This window comes from Streptomyces rimosus, from assembly GCF_008704655.1.
GTDB lineage: Bacteria > Actinomycetota > Actinomycetes > Streptomycetales > Streptomycetaceae > Streptomyces > Streptomyces rimosus.
In genome coordinates this window covers 6,407,119-6,428,094 of sequence record NZ_CP023688.1, presented here as the reverse complement: position 1 = coordinate 6,428,094, position 20,976 = coordinate 6,407,119, and the positions used below count along the sequence as shown (strand labels likewise).

Sequence of the window (20,976 nt, the reverse complement as noted above, 5' to 3'; positions counted from 1 at the left end):
CCCATCATCGGAACCCATCAGGTCGCTGACCTCATCCGCTCTCCCGGCACGGCATGATGACAGGCGTGACCCGGTCCCACGTAGTCGATTTGACGCATGCCTTCGCCCCCGGACAGCCGCACGGACCGCAATTCGACGACGAGCAGCGGTACTGCGGAATGACCATCGAACAGGACGGTTTCGACACGGCCTATCACCGCATCGCGGGCGCGTGGGGAACCCACGTGGACGCTCCGGCGGAAATGGTGGCCGGCGGCCGTACCATCGACGCCATCCCGGCCGGGGAACTCGTCCTGCCCCTCATCGTTTTCGACATCTCCGCGGAAGTCGCCGCCGACCCCGACCGCTGCCTCACCCTGCCCGACGTCCTGCAATGGGAACAACGGCACGGCCACGTCCCGGCGGGCTGCTTCGCCGCATTGCGCACCGACTGGTCGCGCCGCTGGCCCGACGCCGCGGCCATGCACAACCGTGACGCCCAGGGCATCTCCCACACCCCCGGCTGGACCCTGGAGGCGCTGCACCACCTTCTCGACGCCCGGTCGGTCACCGCGATCGGCCACGAGACGATCAACACCGACCCCGGCATGTGGACCACGGCCGAGCCCCCGGACGGCGGAACCGGCCCGGACAGCGCCCGGCGGCTCCACGCCTGCGAGGCATACGTCCTCGACCACGACCGCTACCAGGTGGAAATACTCACCAACCTGCACTCCCTCCCACCCACCGGAGCACACATCGTGGTAGGCGTCGGCAACGCCCAACAGAGCACCGCCTTCCCGGCACGCGTGCTTGCGCTGCTTCCTTACGACCGGCCGGCCGATCACCACTGAGGTAACGGGGAGTGTGGGACGCAGCGATCAGCCGCGAGGAGCTCACGTGACGGAGGCCACACGCACGGGCGCAGTGCGGCGCCGGGATGTGGCCAGACGGCCGGACCCCGGCGTTCCCGCAGCTCAGATCGATTCTTCTGGTGGGGCGGGTGGGACTCGAACCCACGGCCGACGGATTATGAGTCCGCTGCTCTAACCGGCTGAGCTACCGCCCCGAAACGGCGCGCCGCGCACATTTGTGCGCGCCGTCTGCCGCAGCATAGCCGCTCATACGATCTGCTGCGCGGGTGGGTCCTCGTTGGGCCGCCATGCTCGTCCAAGAGGACTTGGATCACCGGGCGTTCGGTTCCCTCCGCACAGGAAAAAGGCCCCCGAGGGGGCCTTCTCCCGTCCTGCTCCCCCGACTGGACTCGAACCAGTAACCCTCCGGTTAACAGCCGAATGCTCTGCCAATTGAGCTACAGGGGACCGAGCTCCCCCGACTGGACTCGAACCAGTAACCTGCCGGTTAACAGCCGGCTGCTCTGCCAATTGAGCTACAGGGGATTGCTCTGTGTGCCTCGAATGCACTCCGATCCGGGGCTCCGGACGGCGTGCGCTCGCTGCTGCACATACATTAGCGCAAGCGGGGGGGTGCTCCGCCAATCGGTATGCCTGCGGGCGGTCCCGGATGATCTTCCGGTCCGCGGGTAGGCGGGCAGCACCGACCGGCGGACCGGCGGGGAGACGTGCTGTACGGCCCGGCCGGTCCACGGGCGGGCGCGCAGTACAGACCGGCGGACCGACCGCACAGCGCGCGCGAGCGAGACCGACGAGAGGGAAGGTGGAGCGACGATGCGCTACCGGCTCACGTTCATGACGGGACTGGCCATCGGGTACGTGCTCGGCACCAAAGCCGGCCGGGAGCGGTACGAGCAGCTCCGCAAGAGTGCCCGGCGGATCACGCAGAACCCGGCCGTACGGAACACCGCCGAGTCAGCGGCGCTCGGCGGCCGCGAGGTGGCCACGAAGGCGTTCGACAAGGTGTCGGAGAAGGTCGGGGACCGGATGCCGGGGCCGGTGGCCGCGCGCATCCGTTCGCTGCGCGAGCAGCGTGGCGGCGATGCGGACGACTGGGGCACCAGCAATACGTGATCACCGGGGCCGGGCGGCCGCCGGGTTCCCACCCCGTACACCCCGGGAATCGGCCGCCCGCGCCCGCCTCCCCCGGCCACGGGGGTGTGAACCTGACGGCCGTCGCGTCCCGCGCATGGGGCATCATCTGGGGGCATGGGGATAGTCGCCGGGCTGGACAGTTCGTCCGAAAGCACACGGATCGTGGTCTGCGACGCGGACACGGGTGCCGTCATCAGGCAGGGGTACGCGCCGCACCCCGCCGAAAAGGGACACGAGATCGACCCGCAGGCGTGGCTGATGTCACTCGGCGAGGCCGCGGGCAACGGCCTTCTGGAGGGCGTACAGGCGATCGGGGTCTCCGCGCAGCAGCACGGGATGCTGCCGCTGGACGCCGACGGCGCACTCGTACGGGCCGCACTGGTCGGCAACGACAAGCGGGCGCAGAGCGCGGCGGCCGACCTGACCGACGCGCTCGGCGGGCGGGCCGCCTGGACGCAGGCCGTGGGCGCCGTGCCGCACGCCGCCCAGCCGCTGACGAAGCTGCGCTGGCTGGCCCGTAACGAACCGGCGAACGCGGCGCGCGTCGCGGAGGTCCTGCAGCCGCACGACTGGCTGGTGTGGCAGCTGCTGGGGCGGCCGGCGCGGCGTACGACCGACCGGGGCGGGGCCTCCGGGACCGGGTACTGGTCGGCGGCCGCCGGCGCGTACCGGCCCGATCTGGTGGAGCTGGCGCTCGGGCACCAGGTGCGGCTGCCGGAGGTGCTGGGTCCGTCCGGCACCGCCGGGTTCACGCCGGAGGGGCTGCTGATCTCCGCCGGTACGGGCGAGACGATGGCCGCCGCCTTCGGGCTGGGCGTCGGGGCGGGCGACGCGGTGGTGTCGCTGGGCGCCTCCGGCTCGGTCTTCGGCATCCACCACGAGGCGCTGGCGGACTCCAACGGCACGATCACCTCGTTCGCCGACGCGACGGGGATGCATCTGCCGGTGGTGCACACGAGCAACGCCGTACGCGTGCTGCGCGGCACTGCGGAGATGCTGGGCACCGATCTGACGGGGCTGTCCGAGCTGGCGCTGAAGTCGACGCCGGGCTCGTACGGGCTGGTGCTGCTGCCGTATCTGGAGGGCGAGCGGACGCCGCACCTGCCGCACACGGCGGGATCGCTGCACGGGCTGCGCCGCGAGAGCATGAAGCCGGAGCATCTGGCGCGGGCGGCCTTCGAGGGCATGCTGTGCGGCCTCGCGGACGCGCTGGACGTGCTGCGCGGGCGCGGTGTCGAGGTGCGCCGGGTGTTCCTGCTGGGCGCGGCGGCCGAGCTGGGCGCGGTGCAGGCGGCGGCGCCGGGGCTGTTCGGCGCGCAGGTCGTGGTGCCGCAGCCGGCGGACTACGCGGCGCTGGGCGCGGCACGGCAGGCGGCGTGGGCGCTGGGCGCGGCGCACGGCACGCTGGCGCCGCACGAGCCGCCGCGCTGGCCCGCGGCGGCCAGCCAGGTCTTCGAGCCGGGCGAGGACCTGCCGGTCGGGCAGGCGGTACGCCAGCAGTACATCGCGGTGCGGGAGGAGAGCTACGCCGGGGCGTTCTTGTCGAGTCAGTGACCGGCGGGGCAGGGACCGGCGGGACGGTGACCGGCAGGTCAGTGACCATCGGGCAGTAACCGTCGGGCCGGTGAGCCGCCCTCCATCTGGTGGCCTGTCCGCCCGGCGGCCACCGGCCCGGCCGCGACGACCTCGCCACCCCGCCGTCAAACCGTCCAGCCGTCCAGCCGCCAACCCGCCGACTAGTCCAGATATCCCCTGAGTTGATCGGCGAACGCGTGATCGCGCAGCTTGTTCAGCGTCTTGGACTCGATCTGGCGGATGCGTTCGCGGGTGACGCCGAAGATCCGGCCGATCTCCTCCAGCGTGCGCGGGCGGCCGTCGACGAGGCCGTACCGCAGCTGGACGACCTTGCGTTCGCGTTCGCCGAGGGTGGAGAGCACCGCTTCGAGGTGTTCGCGCAGGAGCAGGAAGGCGGCCGATTCGACGGGGGACGCGGCGTCGCCGTCCTCGATGAGGTCGCCGAGCGCGACGTCGTCCTCCTCGCCCACGGGGGCGTGCAGGGAGACCGGCTCCTGGGCGAGCCGCAGCACCTCGCTGACGCGTTCCGGGGGCAGGTCGAGCTGGGCGGCGACCTCCTCGGGCGCGGGCTCGTAGCCGCGCTCCTGGAGCATCCGGCGCTGTACCCGCACCACGCGGTTGATCAGCTCCACGACGTGTACGGGGACGCGGATCGTACGGGCCTGGTCGGCCAGCGCGCGGGACATGGCCTGGCGGATCCACCACGTGGCGTACGTGGAGAACTTGTAGCCGCGGGCGTAGTCGAACTTCTCCACGGCGCGGATCAGCCCGAGGTTGCCCTCCTGGACGAGGTCGAGCATGGTCAGGCCGCGGCCGACGTAGCGCTTGGCGACGGAGACGACCAGGCGCAGGTTGGCCTCGATGAGGCGGCGCTTGGCCATCCGGCCAAGGACGACGAGCTTGTCCAGGTCGAGGGCCAGCTGGGAGTCCAGGTCGGGGGCGAGCCGCAGCTTCTCCTCGGCGAACAGCCCGGCCTCGACGCGGCGGGCCAGTTCGACCTCCTCCACGGCGGTCAGCAGCGGTATCCGGCCGATCTCCCGCAGGTACTGGCGGAACAGGTCGGAGGAGGGGCCGCCCGCCTCGGGACGCGGCGGCGGCTCCGGGGCGATCTCCTCCACGAGGATTTCGGGCGCGGGCGGCTCGGCCTGCTGCGGCACGGTGGCCGTCTGCGCGGCCGGCGCGTCGGCGAGGGTCCGGGTCTGCACGGGGGCGACCTCCAGTGTGAACGCTGCTGAGGCGGCGGAAAGGCCGGGAGCGTCTGCGGCCGAGCCGCTGTCCGTCCCGTACATCAAGAGCGGTTCCGCGGGGGATTCCGGTTCGGTACACCCGGACCCGCCGCGCTCCGAGGACTCAGGCACCGCTCCTCAGTGTGGAGTACGACACACGCCCGCCACGAGGGGCGTGCGGGCACTTTTTGGGTCCGCACGGTGACCGAGCGGCTACGGCGGGGTAAGGACGGCCGGGTGCGGGCGGCCGGGACGGGACCGGACGGGCGGTACGGGCGCGGTTACGGCGAGGCGGACGCGGTCGCGCCCAGCGGGGGCGCCGAGCGCCGCCACAGCCCGCTACAGCGCCGCGTACCCCCGCTCGCGCAGCGCCTGGCCGTACTGCTGGAGGACCCACAGCTCGTTCTGGACGGCGGCCAGGTGCTGGGGGTCAGCGTTCGGGCCGAGGCGCTGGAGGGCGCCGCGGATCTCCGTGACGCGGTGGTTGACGGCGGCCAGCCGGACGGCGACCAACTGGACGCCGGCGTACGCCTCGTCGGGGTCGCGGCGGGTGTGCAGCGGCTCCACGGCCAGCTCGGTGACCAGGGAGCGGACGGTGTCGTCGGGGGCGGCCTCGCGGACCCGGGCGAGGTAGGTGTTGTCGCCGGCGGCCGACTGGACCCCGCCGGCGTCCTCGATGCAGCGGCGGACGGTGGCGTACGGGGGCGCGGTGAATTCGTCGGCGCCGTACGCGTCGAAGGCGGGCGAGACCAGGTCGGGGCGCTGGAGGGCGAGCTTGAGGAGTTCGCGCTCGACGCGGTGGGCGGGGCTGCGCAGGTTCAGCGCGGGGCCGCGCGGGCCGGCAGGCGGCTGGGTGGCTTCCGGAGCCTGCTGGGCGGCACGGCGGCCCGTACGGGACGGGTCCTGGCCGTCCCGGCCGCGCTCGCGCGCCCAGCGGGCGAGCTGGCCGACCCGGCGGACCACGAACTGGGTGTCGAGGATGCCGAGCATGCCGGCCAGCTGCACGGCGGACTCGTGCTGGATGGAGCTGTTCTTGATGTTGGCGACGATGGGCGCGGCCTCGTCCAGGGCGGCGGCGCGGCCCACGGTCGTGTCCAGGTTGTGCCGGGCGACGACCTGGCGCAGCGCGAACTCGAAGAGCGGTGTACGCGACTCCACCAGGTCGGCGACGGCCGCGTCGCCCTTGGCCAGGCGCAGGTCGCAGGGGTCCATGCCGCCGGGGGTGATCGCGATGGAGGTCTGGGCGGCGAACTTCTGGTCGTCCTCGAAGGCGCGCAGCGCGGCCTTCTGGCCGGCCGCGTCGCCGTCGAAGGTGAAGACGACCTCGGAGCCGGAGTTGTCCATCAGCAGCCGGCGCAGGATCTTGATGTGGCCCTCGCCGAAGCTGGTGCCGCAGGTGGCGATGGCGGTGGTGATGCCGGCGAGGTGGCAGGCCATGACGTCGGTGTAGCCCTCGACGACGACCGCGCGGTTGGTCTTGGCGATCTCCTTCTTGGCGAGGTCGATGCCGTACAGGACATGGGACTTGCGGTAGAGGGGGGTCTCGGGGGTGTTCAGGTACTTGGGGCCGTTGTCGTCGTCGCGCAGCTTGCGGGCGCCGAAGCCGACGACCTCGCCGGCGATGTCGCGGATCGGCCACATCAGGCGGCCGCGGAAGCGGTCGATGGGGCCGCGGCGGCCGTCCTGGGAGAGGCCGGAGAGGATCAGCTCCTTGTCGCTGAAGCCGCGGCCGCGCAGGAAGCGGGTGAGGTGGTCCCAGCCGGCCGGGCTGTAGCCGACGCCGAAGTGCTGGGCGGCGGCCTGGTCGAAGCCGCGGTCGGCGAGGAAGCGGCGGCCGATCTCGGCCTCGGGGCTGTCCAGCTGCTCCACGTAGAACTGGGCGGCGGCCTTGTGGGCCTCGACGAGGCGGGTGCGCTCGCCCTGCTGGCGGCCGGGGGCGTAGCCGCCCTCCTCGTAGCGCAGGGTGATGCCGGCCTGGGAGGCGAGGCGCTCGATGGTCTCGGCGAAGGAGAGGTGGTCGAGCTTCATGATGAAGTCGACGACGTCGCCGCCCTCCTGGCAGCCGAAGCAGTGGTAGAGCCCCTTGGCCGGGCTGACGTGGAAGGAGGGGGACTTCTCGTCGTGGAAGGGGCACAGGCCCTTGAGGTTGCCGCCGCCCGCGTTCCGCAACTGGAGGTACTCGGACACGACGGCGTCGATCGGGACCGCGTCCCGAACCGCCTTCACGTCGTCATCGTTGATCCTGCCTGCCACGCCTGAATTCTACGGGTGGGGTACGACAGTCCCGTCCGGACCCGTGCGGCGGGCGGGGCCGCCGGGCGCCGCGGGGACGGACCGGCGTGGCGGGAGCGCCTGGTCGTCGCCGGGGCGTACCGGCGCGCCGCTCACCCCATCAGCTCCAGGAACCGGTCCAGTCCGATGTTGCCGCCGGAGATCACCACGCCGACGCGGCGCGGCAGCGGCTCGACGGCTCCGGCCAGCAGGGCGGCCAGCGCGCTGGCCCCGCTCGGCTCGGTGACGATCTTCAGTCGTTCGAAGGCCAGCCGCATCGCGGCCCGGATCTCGTCGTCGCTGACCAGCACCACCGAGTCCAGCAGCCGCCGGTTGACCGCGAAGGTCAGCTCGCCGGGTTCGGACAGCGCCTGCCCGTCGGCGATGGTGTGCGGTACGGGGATGCGGACCCGCTCGCCGGCCGCCAGCGAGCGCCGGGTGTCGTCCCCGGCCTCCGGCTCGACGCCGATCATGCGGATGCCGGGCGACAGCGCGGTGGCGGCGAGCGCCGAGCCCGCCATCAGCCCGCCCCCGCCGACCGGTGTGAGCAGGGCGTCCAGCGGGCCGGTGTCCTCGATCAGCTCCAGGGCCGCGGTGCCCTGCCCGGCGATGACGTGCGGGTGGTCGTACGGCGGGATCAAGGCCAGGCCGCGGTCGGCGGCCAGCTGCGCGCCGAGCGCGGCCCGGTCGCCGGTGTAGCGGTCGTAGGTGACGATCTCCGCGCCGTACCCCTCGGTGGCGTCCCGTTTGGAGCGCGGTGAGTCCTCGGGCATGAGGATGACGGCGCTGCTGCCCAGTTCCCGGGCGGCCAGCGCGACCGCCTGGGCGTGGTTGCCGGAGGAGAACGCCGCGACACCGCGTGCCAGCTGCTCCGGTGCCAGCCGGGAGACGGCGTGGTAGGCGCCGCGGAACTTGAACGCGCCGACGCGCTGGAAGTTCTCGCACTTGAGGTGCACCTCGGCGCCGACCAGGCGGTCGAGGGTGCGGGACCGCAGCACGGGGGTGCGGTGGACGACGCCCTTGAGGCGGGCGGCGGCTTCCCGGACGTCGTCCGGCGTGACGGTGGCTTCGGGCATGGCTGGTTCTCTCCCTGGCGTCGGCTGCGCTACGGGTACCCCGTGCGGCGGGCGGATACGGCCGCCCCGCCCGCCGCACGGCGTACCGGACGCCCCGGGCTCAGAGCAGCGAGTCCAGCGCCACCTCCGGGTCGGCCAGCGCGTTCGGGTCGAGGACCCGGCCCGAGCGGATGAGCTTCTGGATCGGGTCGGTGACGTCCCACACGTTGACGTTCATGCCCGCCAGCAGCCGCCCCTCGGACAGCCAGAAGGCGATGAACTCGCGCTTGCCGACGTCGCCGCGGCACACGACCTGGTCGTAGGAGCCGGGGGGCGCGTAGCCGGAGTACTCCAGCCCGACGTCGTACTGGTCGGAGAAGAAGTACGGGATGCGGTCGTAGGTGACTTCCTGGCCGAGCATGGCGCGGGCGGCGGCGGGGCCGCCGTTCAGGGCGTTGGCCCAGTGCTCGACGCGCAGGACGGCCGGCTCGCCGTTCTCGGGGGCCAGCAGGGAGTACGGGAAGGCGGCGACATCACCCGCCGCGTAGATGTTCGGGTCGGAGGTGCGCAGCGCGGCGTCCACCGCGACGCCGCCGCCGTACGCCGGGTCGACCAGGGTCAGCCCGGCCTGTTCGGCGAGGGCGGTGCGCGGCGCGGCGCCGATCGCGGCGAGCACGTCGTGGGCCGGGTGCTCCTCGCCGTCGTCGGTGCGCGCGGCCAGCACCACACCGTCCTGTCCGGCGATCTCGGTGAGCCGGGCGCCGAAGTGGAAGCGGACGCCGTGCTCGGAGTGCAGGTCGGTGAAGAGGCTGCCCAGTTCGGGGCCGACGACGCTGTGCAGCGGGGTCGGCTCGGGCTCGACGACGGTCACCTCGGCGCCGTACGAGCGCGCGGCGGCGGCGACCTCCAGGCCGATCCAGCCGGCGCCGGCGATGACGAGGTGGCCGTTGTCGCGGCCGAGGGAGTGCAGGACGCCGCGCAGCCGCTCGGCGTGTGCGATGCGGCGCAGGTGGTGGACGCCGGCCAGGCCCGTGCCGGGGATCTCCAGGCGGCGCGGCTCGGCGCCGGTGGCGAGCAGCAGCTTGTCGTACACGATCAGGGTGCCGTCACCGAGCCGCACGGTGCGGGCCGCGCGGTCGAGGTGGACGGCGGGCTGGCCGAGGTGCAGTTCGATGTCCGCGCCGGCGTACCAGGCGGGCTCGTGGACGAAGACGCTCTCGCGTTCCTCCTTGCCGAGCAGGTACCCCTTGGAGAGCGGGGGGCGCTCGTACGGGTGGTCGCGCTCGTCACAGATCAGTATCACCCGGCCGGTGAAGCCTTCCGCACGAAGGGTCTCGGCGGCCTTTGCCCCGGCCAGGCCACCCCCGACGATGACGAACGTCTGGTGTGCGTCGACCACTTGCTTCCTCCTCGCTGCGGCGCGGTGCGTCCGCGTCCGTGAACGCCCCCCGATCGGTGTCCCCGTTCTACCCCCCGCAGTGCCGGGCGGCGTGCTGCCGCCCGCGTGTCCCCGCCCGGTCGTGTGACGCCGGGCGGGACACCCCCCAAGGCCCTTCGGGCACTGGAGGACATACCGCGTTCCGCGTCCGTCCACCCCGTTGTGCCCCTGATTTGTTTCCCTGGTTCGAAACACTCAAGCCCGAGCGTCCCGCACCCGGCGTGCCGCGGGAAGGGGGCCGGTTACCCAGGAGTCGCACAGGCCCCGCAACAAGCGGCGGCGCCGCTGGTCAGAGCGTGCCACGCGGCCGGGTGAGCCGGGCGTGCAGGGAGCGTGCCGAGGCGTCGGTCAAGGCGGCGATCTGGTCGATCAGGGCCCGCATCCGCGCGGTGTCGTCACCGGCCGCCTCCGCCCGGTCGTACAGGGCGCGGAACTGCGGGTCGAGGCCGTCCGGGGCGCGGGCGATGAGCGCCTCGGCGAGTTCGGCGATGACCACGCGCTGGTCGGCGCGGAGCGCTTCCTGGTCGGGGCGGCGCATGACGTACCGTTCCGCCACGGCCTTCAACACGGCGCATTCCAGCCGGGTTCCGGGCGGTACGACGAGCCGGGCGCGGTGCCGGGTCAGGCGGCCGGTGCCCCACTCGGCCCGGGTGGCGGTCTCCGCCGCGAGGCAGAAGCGGCCGATGAGCTGGCTGGTGGCGTCCTTCAGGCGGGCCTGGGCCACGGCCGTGCCGTCGTAGCCGTGCGGCCACCACTCCTGGTCGAGCAGGCGGTCGAGGGCGGCGCCCAGTTCCGCGGGGTCGGCGCCGGGCGCGTAACGTTCCGCGGCGATCGCGAACACTTCGGCACGTTCGGGCTCGGCGAGCAGGCAGTTGGGGTCCAGGTAGCCGGCGTGCAGCCCGTCCTCGACGTCGTGCACCGAGTACGCGACGTCGTCGGCCCAGTCCATGACCTGCGCCTCGAAGCTGCGCGCCGCCTCGGGAGCACCCTGCCGAAACCAGGCGAAGACCGGCAGGTCGTCCTCGTAGACCCCGAACTTGGGCGAACCGGGGTCGGTCGGGTGGCCGCCGCGCGGCCAGGGGTACTTGGTCGCGGCGTCCAGGGCGGCCCGGGTGAGGTTGAGGCCGACGCTGACGTCCGTACCGTCCGGTTCGGGCACGAAGCGTTTCGGTTCCAGGCGGGCGAGCAGCCGCAGCGACTGCGCGTTGCCCTCGAAGCCGCCGCAGGGCGCCGCGACCTCGTTGAGCGCCTGCTCGCCGTTGTGCCCGAACGGCGGGTGGCCCAGGTCGTGGGCGAGGCAGGCGGTCTCGACCAGGTCCGGGTCGCAGCCGAGGGCGGCGCCGAGTTCCCGGCCGACCTGGGCGCACTCCAGGGAGTGGGTCAGGCGGGTGCGGGGGCTGGCGTCCCACAGGTGCTCGGTGGTGCCGGGCGTGACCACCTGGGTCTTGCCGGCCAGCCGGCGCAGCGCGGCGGAGTGCAGCACCCGGGCCCGGTCGCGCTGGAAGGCGGTGCGCCCCGGGCGTTTGTCGGGCTCGGGGACCCAGCGTTCGGTGTCCGCGGGGCCGTAGCCCGTGCCGTTGTGGCCCGCTTCGCGGCCGGCCGTCGTTCGTGTGCCCGTCATACGGCGACGGTAGCCGCCCCGGTGGGGTCGTGGTCGTATGCGCTGCGCGCAGCGAGCGCCTGGTCGTAGCGGTGCAGCACCAGCCGGGCCAGCGCGGGGTGGTCGCCGAGCGGCGCGGCGGCGGGCCCGGGGGCCGCGGCGGCGCACTGGGCGGCGAAGCGGCCGGGCGCGGTGAAGCAGGAGGCGACGGCCGGGCGGTGGTGGCCGCGGGCGGCGAGGGCGCGCAGCGCGGCGGGGACGGAGAGCGGGGTGCCGGGCGGGCCGCCTTCGGGAGGCGCGGAGGCGTAGGCGGGCAGGACGGGTACGCCGCCGAGCCGGTCGGACAGGAGGCGCGCCGTACGGGCCGTGTCGGTGGCCGATTCGGGGGCGCGCGATCCGGCGGCGGCGAGGACGACGGCACTCGGCCGCCGGGCGCCGGCCTCTTCGAGGCGCGCGTGCAGGGCTTCGGCGAGCAGGGGGTGCGGGCCGAGGGGGCGGGCGAGGCAGGCCGTGAGGTGGGGCGCGTCGGCGAGCGCCGCGGGGATGTCGTGGCCGACGTGGTGGCCGCGGGCGAGCAGCAGGGGGACGGCGACGGCCGGGCCGTTCAGGCGGGCCAGCGTGTCGGGGAGCAGGGGCGCGTTCAGCTCGATGTGGCCGAGGCGGACGGTGAGACCGGGGCGCAGGGCGCGTACCCGGTCCAGGAGAGCGGTCACGGTACGCAGGGCGCGGGGGTCGCGGCTGCCGTGCGCCACCGCGACGAGCGGGGGTGCCTGCCGGGCCGTTGCGGCGCCGGGAGCGGGGCGGGGTGCGGCCGGGCCGCGGCGGGGCAGGCCGTGCAGCCGGACCCGGCCGAGCCGTTCGCCGAGCTGGGTGGTGATCTCCGTCATGATCTGCGCCGTACTGTCGAAGGGGACCTCGGTGCCGGAGGGGCCCGCGGGCGGTGGGGGCGGTGTCGACGCCGTCATGGAGGGAGCCTGGCAGCCGGTCGTTGCGGTGCCGTTGCGCGGACGTGACGGCGGGTTTCCGGTGGCTGTCGGGGCGCGCAGGCCGTACGTGAAGTACGGGCCGGGCTCCTCACCTCCTCGGTACGGGCACCGTGAGGCGCGCTTCCCCGGCCCGTAACGCCGCCCCGGACCAGCGGAAACACGCGCGCCGCAGGCTGGTCGCATGACTGCCGCCACCCCCCGCACCGCCCACGCCCCGGCGGCCCCGCCGCAGGAAGCGCACGCGAGCGCGCCCGTGGAGACGCACTGCCCGTACTGCTCCCTCCAGTGCGGCATGGGCCTGCGCCGCGCCCCGGCGGGCGCCGCCGGTCCCCCGGCCGAGGTCGTGGAGCGCCCGGCGTTCCCGGTCAACCGGGGCGCCCTGTGCGGCAAGGGCCGCACCGCCGCCGAACTGCTCGCACCGGGGGCCCGGCTGACCGAGCCGCTGGTACGGGACACGGCGACCGGCCGCCTCGTACCGGCGGACTGGGAGACGGCGCTGCGCCGGGTGGCCGACGGCCTGGCCCGTACCGGCGCCGCGTACGGCAAGGACGCGGTGGGCGTCTTCGGCGGGGGCGGTCTGACGAACGAGAAGGCGTACGCGCTGGGCAAATTCGCGCGGGTGGTGCTCGGCACCTCGCAGATCGACTACAACGGCCGGTTCTGCATGTCCTCGGCCGCCGCCGCGCACCAGCGGGCCTTCGGCCTGGACCGCGGCCTGCCGTTCCCGCTGGCGGACATCGCCCGTACCGGCTGCGTGCTCCTCGTCGGCTCGAACCTTGCCGAGACGATGCCGCCCGCGCTGCGCTATCTGACGGAGCTGAAGGAGAACGGCGGCCGGCTGATCGTCGTCGACCCGCGCCGTACCCGCACCGCCGAGCAGGCGGACCTGCACCTGGCGCCGCGCCCCGGCACCGACCTGGCGCTCGCGCTGGGGCTGCTGCATCTGGTGGTGGCGGAGGGGCGTACGGACGAGGAGTTCATCGCGGCCCGTACCAGCGGCTGGCCCGCGGCACGGGCCGCCGCGATGGCGCACTGGCCGGAACTGGTCGAGCGGATCACCGGCGTACCGGTGCCGCAACTACGTGCCGCGGTGCGCCTGTTCTGCGAAGCGGACGGCTCGATGGTGCTGACGGCACGCGGCCCCGAACAGCAGGCGAAGGGGACGGACACGGTCGGCGCGTGGATCAACCTGTGCCTGGCGACCGGCCGGGCGGGCCGCGAGCGCTCCGGATACGGGTGCCTGACCGGCCAGGGCAACGGGCAGGGCGGGCGCGAACACGGCCAGAAGGCGGACCAGTTGCCGGGCTACCGCAAGCTGGCCGATCCGGCGGCGCGGGCGCATGTGGCGGGCGTGTGGGGCGTACCGCCGGACTCCCTCCCGGGGCCCGGCCGCAGCGCGTACGAGCTGCTGGACGCGCTGGGCCGCGACGTGCGCGCCCTGCTCCTCATGGGCTCCAACCCCGTCGTCTCCGCGCCCCGCGCCGCCCACGTGGAGCAGCGCATCCGGGCGCTGGACTTCCTCGCGGTGGCCGATGTCGTGCTGTCGGAGACGGCGGCGCTGGCGGACGTGGTGCTGCCGGTCGCCCAGTGGGCGGAGGAGACCGGGACCACGACGAACCTGGAGGGCCGGGTACTGCTGCGCCGCCGCGCCCTGTCCCCGCCTCCCGGCGTCCGCACCGACCTCGAAGTCCTCAACGCCCTCGCCTCTCACCTGGGTTGGGAGAAGGGCTTCCCCGCCGACCCGGAAGAGGTCTTCGACGAACTGCGCCGCGCCTCGGCCGGCGGCCCGGCCGACTACGCCGGCATCACCTACCGGCGCATCGCGACCGAGGACGGCGTCTTCTGGCCCTGCGCCGACGAGGACCACCCCGGCACCCCACGCCTCTTTTTGGACCGCTTCGCGACCCCCGACGGCCGGGCCCGCTTCGTCCCGGTCACCCACCGCCCCGCCGCCGAGGAACCGGACGAGGCGTACCCGGTGGTCCTCACCACGGGCCGGGTCCTGGCCCAGTACCAGTCGGGCGCCCAGACCCGCCGCGTCCCCGACCTGAACACCGCCGCCCCCGGCCCGTACGTGGAGATCCACCCGCGCCTCGCCCGGCAGCACGGCATCGAGAACGGCCGCCCGGTGGCGGTCACCTCCCGCCGCGGCCGCGCGGTGGCCCCCGCCCGCTACAGCGAGGCGATCCGCTCCGACACGGTCTTCATGCCCTTCCACTGGCCGGGCCCCGGACGCGCGAACACGCTCACCAACCCGGCCCTCGACCCGACGTCGGGGATGCCGGAGTTCAAGGTGTGCGCGGTGCGGGTGGAGGCGGTGGCCCCCGAGGAAGAGGCATGACCGCACCTCACGGCCTGCACGCCTCCGCGATGGACAGGCTGTTCTCGTAGAGGTGGTGGCGGGTGATGCGTCCGTTCTCGACGGTGAGGCGGAGCGCGAAGGGGCCCTCGGAGGTCCCGCCCGTGGCGCGTACGGTTCCCGCGACGTGTCCGGTCACGACGGCGTCGGTGCCGTCGGCCAGGAAGGCGTCGAGTGAGGCGCGGGCTTCCTCGGGGACGGTGTGGGCGGCCGGTTCCTCCGCCTGGGCGGCGCATTCGGCGGCCGTGTGCCGGGGGCGGATCCACGGGACGGCGGGGTTCTCGGCGAGCTGCCGGTCGACCTCGTCGGCGAACAGTCCGGTGAGCCGCCCGGTGTCCCCGGCCGGCCGGGCGGCGAGGAACTGCCGCACGACGGACCGGGTGGCCTCGGCGACCGGGGCCCGGTCCGTGGCCGTACCCGGGGTGTCGGCGGTGGGGTCGGCGGTCATGGCGCTCTCCTCGCGGCTGCGGCCGGGTCCGGCGAGGGTTCCCGCCGGTGTACCCGATGCTGCCGTGGGCGGGGAGTCCGGTCGATTAACTCCGGGGGTAAGGGGCCGGTCGGCCGCTCAGTGGTGCCACATCTTGCCGTCCACGTTGTGGATCATGCGCTGGAGCACCTTGAGCGTACGGACGTACTCCTCATCGCTGATGCCGTCGTGGATCGTCGCGCGCATCTCCTTCTGGAGCGCGGCGCACCGGGCGTGCAGGTCCGCGCCCTCGGCGGTGATGTGCAGGCGCCCGCCGTCCGCGACGGCGAGGCCGCGGCCGAGGAGGGCGTCGACGGCCGCGCCGATGCCCTCGGCGCCGACGTCCAGGTAGCCCTTGAGCATGTCGGTGACCTCCGCCCGGTCGCGGCCGTCCGCGTGGCCCACGAGCTGGTTGAGCACCCACCACTGGGGCTGGTCCAGCCCGTGGCGGGCCAGCCCCGTGCGGATGTGCGTGACGGCTGCCGTGTGGGCGGCCCAGGCCCAGTAGCCGATGGGCTGGCCCGCGAGTTCGGCGTCGCTGTGCGAGTACTGCATGGTGTCCTCCTCCTGGAGCGCGGGCGCGGTGCCCGACGAGGAAGAACCTAGGAACTCAACCGGACTTGAGGTCAAGGGCGGTCACGACCGGCCCGGTCACCGCCCGTGCGCCTCGACCTCCTTGAGGTACGTCTCGCGGGTCGCCTCGTCCAGGAAGGACGCGCGGAAGGAGTTGCGGGCGAGGGTGCGCAGCGTCTCCTCGTCCAGGTCCAGGGCGTCGCGCACGGCGGTGAAGTTGTCGTCGGCGTAGCCGCCGAAGTAGGCGGGGTCGTCCGAGTTGACGGTGACCAGCAGGCCGGCGTCCAGCATCGCGGGCAGCGGGTGGTCGGCCAGCTCGTCGATGACGCGCAGCCGGACGTTGGACAGCGGGCAGACGGTCAGCGGCACCTGGTCGGCGACCAGGCGGGCGACCAGATCCGGGTCCTCCAGGCAGCGCACGCCGTGGTCGATACGGTCCACGCCGAGCACGTCCAGCGCCTCCCACACGTACGCGGGCGGGCCCTCCTCGCCCGCGTGCGCCACGCACTTGAGCCCGGCCTCCCGCGCCAGCGCGTAGACCTCCTTGAACTTCGACGGCGGGTGCCCGACCTCCGCCGAGTCCAGGCCGACGGCGGTGATCCGGTCCAGGTACGGGCGGGCCGCCTCGAAGGTGGCCAGCGCGGACTCGGCGCTCTCGTCGCGCAGGAAGCACATGATCAGGCGAGTGGTGATGCCGTAGCGCTCCTCGGCGGTATCCAGCGCGCGCGTCAGGCCCCCGATGACGGTGCCGATCGGCACACCGCGCGAGGTGTGCGCCTGCGGGTCGAAGAAGATCTCCGCGTGCCGGACGCCCTGGGCCTGCGCGCGGGCCAGGTAGGCGTGGGTGAGGTCGGCGAAGTCGTCCTCGGTGCGCAGCACGGCCATCAGCGCGTAGTAGAGGTTCAGGAACGACTGGAGGTCGCTGAAGGAGTACGCGCGGCGCAGCTCGTCCTCGGTGGCGTACGGGAGGGTGACGCCGTTGCGCTCGGCGAGGGCGAAGGCCAGCCCGGGTTCCAGGGTGCCCTCGATGTGGAGGTGCAGTTCCGCCTTGGGGAACGGGGTCGCCGGGGCCGGGGTGGTGGGGGGCACGCTGGGATCACACCTGTCTGCTGTTCGGTACTGCCGGGGCTGCCGGGACCGTCAGGGCCGCCGGGACTGCCGGGGCCTGTGTGGTTCGGGCAAGTGGTCCAGGTTAACGGGGCGGCCGCTTCCAGTCGCCGCCCGGGACCGGTGTGCCGGACGCGCGCAGCTGTCCGGCCAGCGGCTCGGCCGCCACGTACAGCCACGCGCGGACGCTCCGGCCGTCGGCGCACTCGGCCGGCCGCGCCACCCGCTCGTAGAGGTTGCCGGGGGCGCCCGGGACGTACCCCTCCAGCCGGTCCAGGGCCGCGCGCACGGCGTCGTACACGTCCTCCCGCGGCCGGACGAGATCGCCGTGCACGACCGCCTCGGCGGGCCCGGTCACGGCGTACGGATAGCCTGGCCCCTCGTACAGCGACACGCCTCTGACCAGCGCGGATTCCTCGGCCGCCGTCCGGCCGCGCAGGCAGCGGGCGTGGTTGGCCCGGCCGGGGCGCAGCGTTCCGTAGACGAAGAACGGCAGGCGCTCGGGCTCGGTGGTCATCCGGGCGGGCTCCTTCCTGTGCGGCGCCGTGCGGAGTGCGGTGCGGGGGCCGACGACTCACGTTCCCGCAACCATGCCAGGCCGCAGCGCGTCGCTGCTTGCGGCAGCAACAAGAACAACGGGGGCAACGGATGACACAGCAGACACAGCGGGAAGGGCGGCTGCGGCGCATACGGAGCCGGGTGCGCCTGCCCCGGGCGCGGCGCGGACAGCGGCGGGCCTTCCAGGTCACCGTGCTCGCCTGCGTGGCGGCACTGCTGCCCGCGACCTGGCTGAACGCCACCACGGGGTCCCGGGTCCGTACGGTCGAGGACGTCCCGGCGGCGCCGGTCGCCGTGGTCTTCGGCGCGGGTCTGTGGGACGGCGAGCCCTCCCCGTACCTGGCGCACCGGCTGGACGCCGCCGCCCGCCTCTACGAGCGCGGCACGGTCCGCGCGCTCCTCGTCACCGGCGACAACAGCCGCGAGGACTACGACGAGCCGGACGCCATGCGCGCCTACCTGGTCGCGCACGGCGTGCCCGGGAACCGGATCGTCAGCGACTACGCGGGCTTCGACACCTGGGACAGCTGTACGCGGGCCCGCCGGATCTTCGGCGTGGACCGGGCCGTCCTGGTCAGCCAGGGCTTCCACATCCGGCGCGCGCTGGCGCTGTGCGGCGCGGCCGGGCTGGACGCGTACGGGGTCGGCGTCGACGACCGGCACGACGTCACCTGGTACTACGGCGGGACCCGTGAGGTGTTCGCGGCGGCGAAGGCGGCGGTCGAGGCGACGGTACGGCCCGACCCCCACTTCCTCGGACCGCGGGAGGGCGGGGTGACGGCGGCGCTGAGGTGATGCGCCGCCGTCACCCCTGCGCCCTCAGCTCACGACGGCGCGGGCGTACAGCCGGAAGACCTCCGCGCCGAAGTACGGGCTGTAGGAGGTCCGGTGGCTGTCCGGGCCGGAGGGGCCGCCGCCGTTCAGGCCGCCGATGGTGCCGACCACGTAGCCCGTCTTCGTCCGCTCGTCGAAGCGGCTCAGCCACGGGCTGCCCGAGGTGCCGCCGTAGAACCCGCCGCACTCCATGCGCAGCTGCCGCTGTCCGGTGAGCCGGGTGGTCCGCACCCCGCACCGTACGGCCTGGTCGGCGGGATCGTTACGGGCCGTCGGGTAGCCGATGACGGTGACGTCGGTGGTGTAACCGGGCGTACGGGCCAGGAAGTTGCCGCCGGTCACCGACTCCAGCTTGCGGCCCGCACCGTCCGGTTTGACCGTCGCGAACGCGAAGTCAAGGTCCGATCCGGGGCCGGTGTCGGTGCGGTCCGGATGGGTGAAGCCGCGGTCGATGGCCCAGATTCCGTACGGCTGGGTCGTGGCGCCGGAACGATACTGCGGGACAAAAGCCGCGCGCTCCCCCGGATTGCAGTGCCCGGCCGTGAGGATCAGGTTGCGCCGCGGGCTGCGGACGACGCTGGCGGTGCAGTGGTGCGCCTTCGCGTCCTGGTCCACGGAGAAGAGCACGCCGACGGAGGGCACGCCCTCGAAGTGCCGCGCGGAGCCGGCGGCTCCCGGGGCGGCCGTGGTCCGGGTGGTGGGCGCGGCGGCGGCCTTGCCGCCGTCCGGGCCCGAGGGGACGGCCGAGGCCATCCGCCCGGCCGTCCAGTACCGCGCCGCGGCCTCGCTCGTCCAGCCGCGGCCGCCGTCTTCGCCGTCGGCGGACGCGCCGTTCGCGGGCGCCGTTCCGGCGGTCGCGCCGTTCGCGGGCACCATGAGGAAGCACAGCGCGAGCCCCACCCCCGCGGCGGCCGCCCCGCCCAGGACCAGTCGTCTGTGCCGGTGCTTGCGGCGGTGCCCCGGACCGTTGCCCGGCCCGCCTTCCGCCCCGCCGTCGCCGCCTCGCCGCATCACGGATCGCCGCCCCATCTCAGCTCGTCTCCTCGGCGACCCAGGCGAGGTACCCGGCCCCGCCGCGCGTGATCGGGGTCGCGATGATCTCCGGTGTGTCGTAGTCGTGCGCTTCGAGGAGGTACGCCTCCAGCGCCGCGTACCGGTCCGCCGCCGTCTTGAACAGCACCTGCCACTCCTGCGCCGTCTCGATCGCGTGCTCCCACCGGTACACGGACGTGACGGGCGCGCCGATCTGCGCGCACGCCGCCACCCGTGCCTCGATCGCGCCGCGGGCCAGCGCCTCCGCCTTCCCGGCGCTGTCGGTCGTCGTCATGACGGTCAGGAAGCCGGCCGGGCCGCCGCCGCCCGCCGCGGCTTCCTCGGGCCTTTCCCGCTCCGCCGGTTCGCCTCGCACCTGGACGTCCCCCTTCGGGCACTGGTCGTTGATCAGGTCCCTCCGCATCGTACGGACCGCCGTGATCATCCTGCCTCCGGCCACCGTCGCGCGCCGTGCGCACCGGCCATTCGGCAGCCGCCCGGCCACCCGTCAGGATGGACGCCGGCGGCGGCGCGGTTACCCGGGCCCGTACGGGTACCAGTACACCGGCACCGGTGCCGGTCGCGGCGCCGCGGACCCCGATCGAAAGGCCGCGTCATGGACGACCTCAGCTCGCTCACCCGCCGCCAGCTCGACGACGCCAGGGCCTCGGCGCACGGGCGCAGCGCCCATCTCTTCCTCCAGGACGGCCCGCTCCGGCAGACCGTGATCGCGCTCATCGAGGGCGCCGCGCTGGACGAGCACACCACGCCGCCGGCGGCCAGCCTCCAGGTGCTGCACGGCCGGGTACGGCTGACCGGGACGGGTGACGAGCGGGACCTGATCGCCGGTCAGGTCGTGCCGGTACCGCACGAGCGGCACGGCCTGAAGGCGATGCAGGACTCCGCCGTCCTGCTGACCGCCGTCACCGCGACGAAGACCATGAACTGAAAGGCGGCGGGCCGCGCCCCCGGCGGCCCGCCTCTCAGGCCACCCACTGGTCGAAGGCCAGCTTGCACAGCAGCGACACGACGACCACGACCAGCACCCCGCGCACGAACCCGGCGCCCCGCTTGAGGGCCATGCGCGCGCCGACCGTGCCGCCGACGAAGTTGAACGCCGCGAGCAGCGCGCCCAGTTGCCACAGGACCGTGCCCTGGTAGGCGAACATGGCCAGCGCGCCGACGTTGGTGCAGACGTTGACGATCTTCGCGGTGGCCGAGGACGTGACCAGGTCCATGTGCAGGATCGCGGCCAGCGCCACGACGAGGAAGGCGCCGGTGCCGGGGCCGATCAGCCCGTCGTAGAAGCCGATGCCCAGGCCCGCGACGAGGACCGCGGCCATCACGCGCCGCCGGGTGACGGGCCCGGAGGGCGGCGGCGCGGTGCCGAAGGCCGGGCGGAAGAGCACGAACGCCAGCACGCCCACCAGCACGGCCATGATGAGCGGGCGCAGCACCTCGCTGTTGATGCCCGCCGCGAAGAACGCCCCGCCCAGGGAGCCGCCGAGCGCGGCCAGTCCGATGCGTACGGCGGTGCGCAGGTCGACGGGGGCCTTGCGTACGTACGTGTACGCCGCGGCGGCGGTGCCGACGACGGCCGTGGACTTGTTGGTCCCCAGGACGTAGGCGGCGGGTGTGTGCGGGAGGCCGACGAGCAGCGCCGGCAGGAGCAGCAGTCCGCCGCCGCCCACGACGGCGTCGATCCAGCCGGCCGCGAGGGCGGCCACGCACAGCAGGAGGGTCGTCGTCAGCGTGATGTCTGCGGGCACCGGCCGATCTTATGGAGCCCGGCGGTGCGGGTGAGCCCCGCGTGGCGGGAGTCACAGGAGGGCCGGTGGCGGGCGGCCCGTGACCGCCGCCCGCCACCGGCCCGTACCAGGGCGCCCCGCCCCGGCACTGGCGGGGCGG

General features: G+C 74.0%; 19 protein-coding genes and 3 tRNA genes. 6 read left to right on the top strand and 16 right to left on the bottom strand.

Annotated features, from left to right (window positions below):
- Positions 1–65 precede the first annotated feature (65 nt).
- Complete coding sequence (locus tag CP984_RS27830) at positions 66–833, top strand: cyclase family protein (RefSeq protein ID WP_197049340.1); 768 nt, start codon at positions 66–68, stop codon at positions 831–833.
- A gap of 138 nt (positions 834–971) precedes the next feature.
- Here the strand turns inward: CP984_RS27830 and CP984_RS27825 are convergent.
- From CP984_RS27825 to CP984_RS27815, 3 genes are all read right to left on the bottom strand, one after another.
- A tRNA-Ile gene (locus CP984_RS27825) sits at positions 972–1,048 on the bottom strand.
- Between the two features lie 180 nt (positions 1,049–1,228).
- A tRNA-Asn gene (locus tag CP984_RS27820) sits at positions 1,229–1,301 on the bottom strand.
- Between the two features lie 5 nt (positions 1,302–1,306).
- Positions 1,307–1,379 (bottom strand) — tRNA-Asn (locus CP984_RS27815).
- A 288-nt stretch (positions 1,380–1,667) separates the two neighbouring features.
- Here CP984_RS27815 and CP984_RS27810 point away from each other — a divergent pair.
- Positions 1,668–1,967 (top strand): hypothetical protein, encoded by a 300-nt coding sequence (locus tag CP984_RS27810; protein WP_003985195.1) that lies wholly within the window; start codon positions 1,668–1,670, stop codon positions 1,965–1,967.
- A 135-nt stretch (positions 1,968–2,102) separates the two neighbouring features.
- On the top strand, positions 2,103–3,542 hold the full coding sequence (locus CP984_RS27805; RefSeq protein ID WP_030183108.1) for an FGGY family carbohydrate kinase: 1,440 nt from the start codon (positions 2,103–2,105) through the stop codon (positions 3,540–3,542).
- Between the two features lie 182 nt (positions 3,543–3,724).
- Here CP984_RS27805 and CP984_RS27800 read toward each other — a convergent pair whose 3' ends face one another.
- The 6 genes from CP984_RS27800 to CP984_RS27775 form a co-directional block, all read right to left on the bottom strand.
- Positions 3,725–4,921 (bottom strand): RNA polymerase sigma factor, encoded by a 1,197-nt coding sequence (locus CP984_RS27800; protein ID WP_003986866.1) that lies wholly within the window; start codon positions 4,919–4,921, stop codon positions 3,725–3,727.
- A gap of 207 nt (positions 4,922–5,128) precedes the next feature.
- The gene (dnaG, locus tag CP984_RS27795) at positions 5,129–7,042 is read right to left on the bottom strand and encodes a DNA primase (protein WP_003986865.1); all 1,914 of its coding nucleotides are present in this window, start codon (positions 7,040–7,042) and stop codon (positions 5,129–5,131) included.
- Between the two features lie 131 nt (positions 7,043–7,173).
- Positions 7,174–8,136, bottom strand: coding sequence for a pyridoxal-phosphate dependent enzyme (locus CP984_RS27790; RefSeq protein WP_003986864.1), 963 nt, complete (start codon positions 8,134–8,136; stop codon positions 7,174–7,176).
- Between the two features lie 100 nt (positions 8,137–8,236).
- Complete coding sequence (locus CP984_RS27785) at positions 8,237–9,514, bottom strand: NAD(P)/FAD-dependent oxidoreductase (protein ID WP_003986863.1); 1,278 nt, start codon at positions 9,512–9,514, stop codon at positions 8,237–8,239.
- Positions 9,515–9,842: 328 nt separating this feature from the next.
- Entirely contained in the window at positions 9,843–11,174 is a 1,332-nt protein-coding gene (locus tag CP984_RS27780; RefSeq protein WP_003986862.1) for a deoxyguanosinetriphosphate triphosphohydrolase, read from the bottom strand.
- Positions 11,171–12,118, bottom strand: coding sequence for a sirohydrochlorin chelatase (locus tag CP984_RS27775; RefSeq protein WP_030183103.1), 948 nt, complete (start codon positions 12,116–12,118; stop codon positions 11,171–11,173). Before CP984_RS27775 ends, CP984_RS27780 begins: the two co-directional genes overlap by 4 nt.
- A gap of 202 nt (positions 12,119–12,320) precedes the next feature.
- On the opposite strand from CP984_RS27775, the gene CP984_RS27770 reads away from it, so the two are divergent.
- Positions 12,321–14,480: a molybdopterin oxidoreductase family protein gene (locus CP984_RS27770; RefSeq protein ID WP_003986549.1), complete on the top strand. Its 2,160-nt coding sequence runs from the start codon at positions 12,321–12,323 to the stop codon at positions 14,478–14,480.
- 7 nt (positions 14,481–14,487) lie between these two features.
- On the opposite strand, the gene CP984_RS27765 is transcribed toward CP984_RS27770, so the two are convergent.
- From CP984_RS27765 to CP984_RS27750, 4 genes are all read right to left on the bottom strand, one after another.
- Positions 14,488–14,946: a nuclear transport factor 2 family protein gene (locus tag CP984_RS27765; RefSeq protein WP_003986550.1), complete on the bottom strand. Its 459-nt coding sequence runs from the start codon at positions 14,944–14,946 to the stop codon at positions 14,488–14,490.
- A gap of 117 nt (positions 14,947–15,063) precedes the next feature.
- Positions 15,064–15,519 (bottom strand): MarR family winged helix-turn-helix transcriptional regulator, encoded by a 456-nt coding sequence (locus CP984_RS27760; protein ID WP_003986551.1) that lies wholly within the window; start codon positions 15,517–15,519, stop codon positions 15,064–15,066.
- Positions 15,520–15,615: 96 nt separating this feature from the next.
- A complete protein-coding gene (locus tag CP984_RS27755; protein WP_003986552.1) occupies positions 15,616–16,626 on the bottom strand; it encodes an adenosine deaminase in 1,011 nt (336 codons plus the stop codon).
- A 103-nt stretch (positions 16,627–16,729) separates the two neighbouring features.
- A complete protein-coding gene (locus tag CP984_RS27750) occupies positions 16,730–17,161 on the bottom strand; it encodes a gamma-glutamylcyclotransferase family protein (RefSeq protein ID WP_003986553.1) in 432 nt (143 codons plus the stop codon).
- A 131-nt stretch (positions 17,162–17,292) separates the two neighbouring features.
- On the opposite strand from CP984_RS27750, the gene CP984_RS27745 reads away from it, so the two are divergent.
- Positions 17,293–17,997 (top strand): SanA/YdcF family protein, encoded by a 705-nt coding sequence (locus tag CP984_RS27745; protein WP_043978518.1) that lies wholly within the window; start codon positions 17,293–17,295, stop codon positions 17,995–17,997.
- A gap of 24 nt (positions 17,998–18,021) precedes the next feature.
- On the opposite strand, the gene CP984_RS27740 is transcribed toward CP984_RS27745, so the two are convergent.
- Together CP984_RS27740 and cutA are read right to left on the bottom strand one after the other, a co-directional pair.
- Positions 18,022–19,065, bottom strand: a complete 1,044-nt coding sequence (locus CP984_RS27740) for a trypsin-like serine peptidase (protein WP_003986555.1) — start codon at positions 19,063–19,065, stop codon at positions 18,022–18,024.
- A gap of 1 nt (position 19,066) precedes the next feature.
- Positions 19,067–19,363 (bottom strand): divalent-cation tolerance protein CutA, encoded by a 297-nt coding sequence (cutA, locus tag CP984_RS27735; protein WP_030183091.1) that lies wholly within the window; start codon positions 19,361–19,363, stop codon positions 19,067–19,069.
- Between the two features lie 321 nt (positions 19,364–19,684).
- Here cutA and CP984_RS27730 point away from each other — a divergent pair, with 321 nt between their 5' ends.
- Complete coding sequence (locus tag CP984_RS27730) at positions 19,685–20,017, top strand: cupin domain-containing protein (RefSeq protein WP_003986557.1); 333 nt, start codon at positions 19,685–19,687, stop codon at positions 20,015–20,017.
- A 34-nt stretch (positions 20,018–20,051) separates the two neighbouring features.
- Here CP984_RS27730 and CP984_RS27725 read toward each other — a convergent pair whose 3' ends face one another.
- A complete protein-coding gene (locus CP984_RS27725) occupies positions 20,052–20,837 on the bottom strand; it encodes a sulfite exporter TauE/SafE family protein (protein ID WP_003986558.1) in 786 nt (261 codons plus the stop codon).
- Positions 20,838–20,976: the final 139 nt, after the last annotated feature.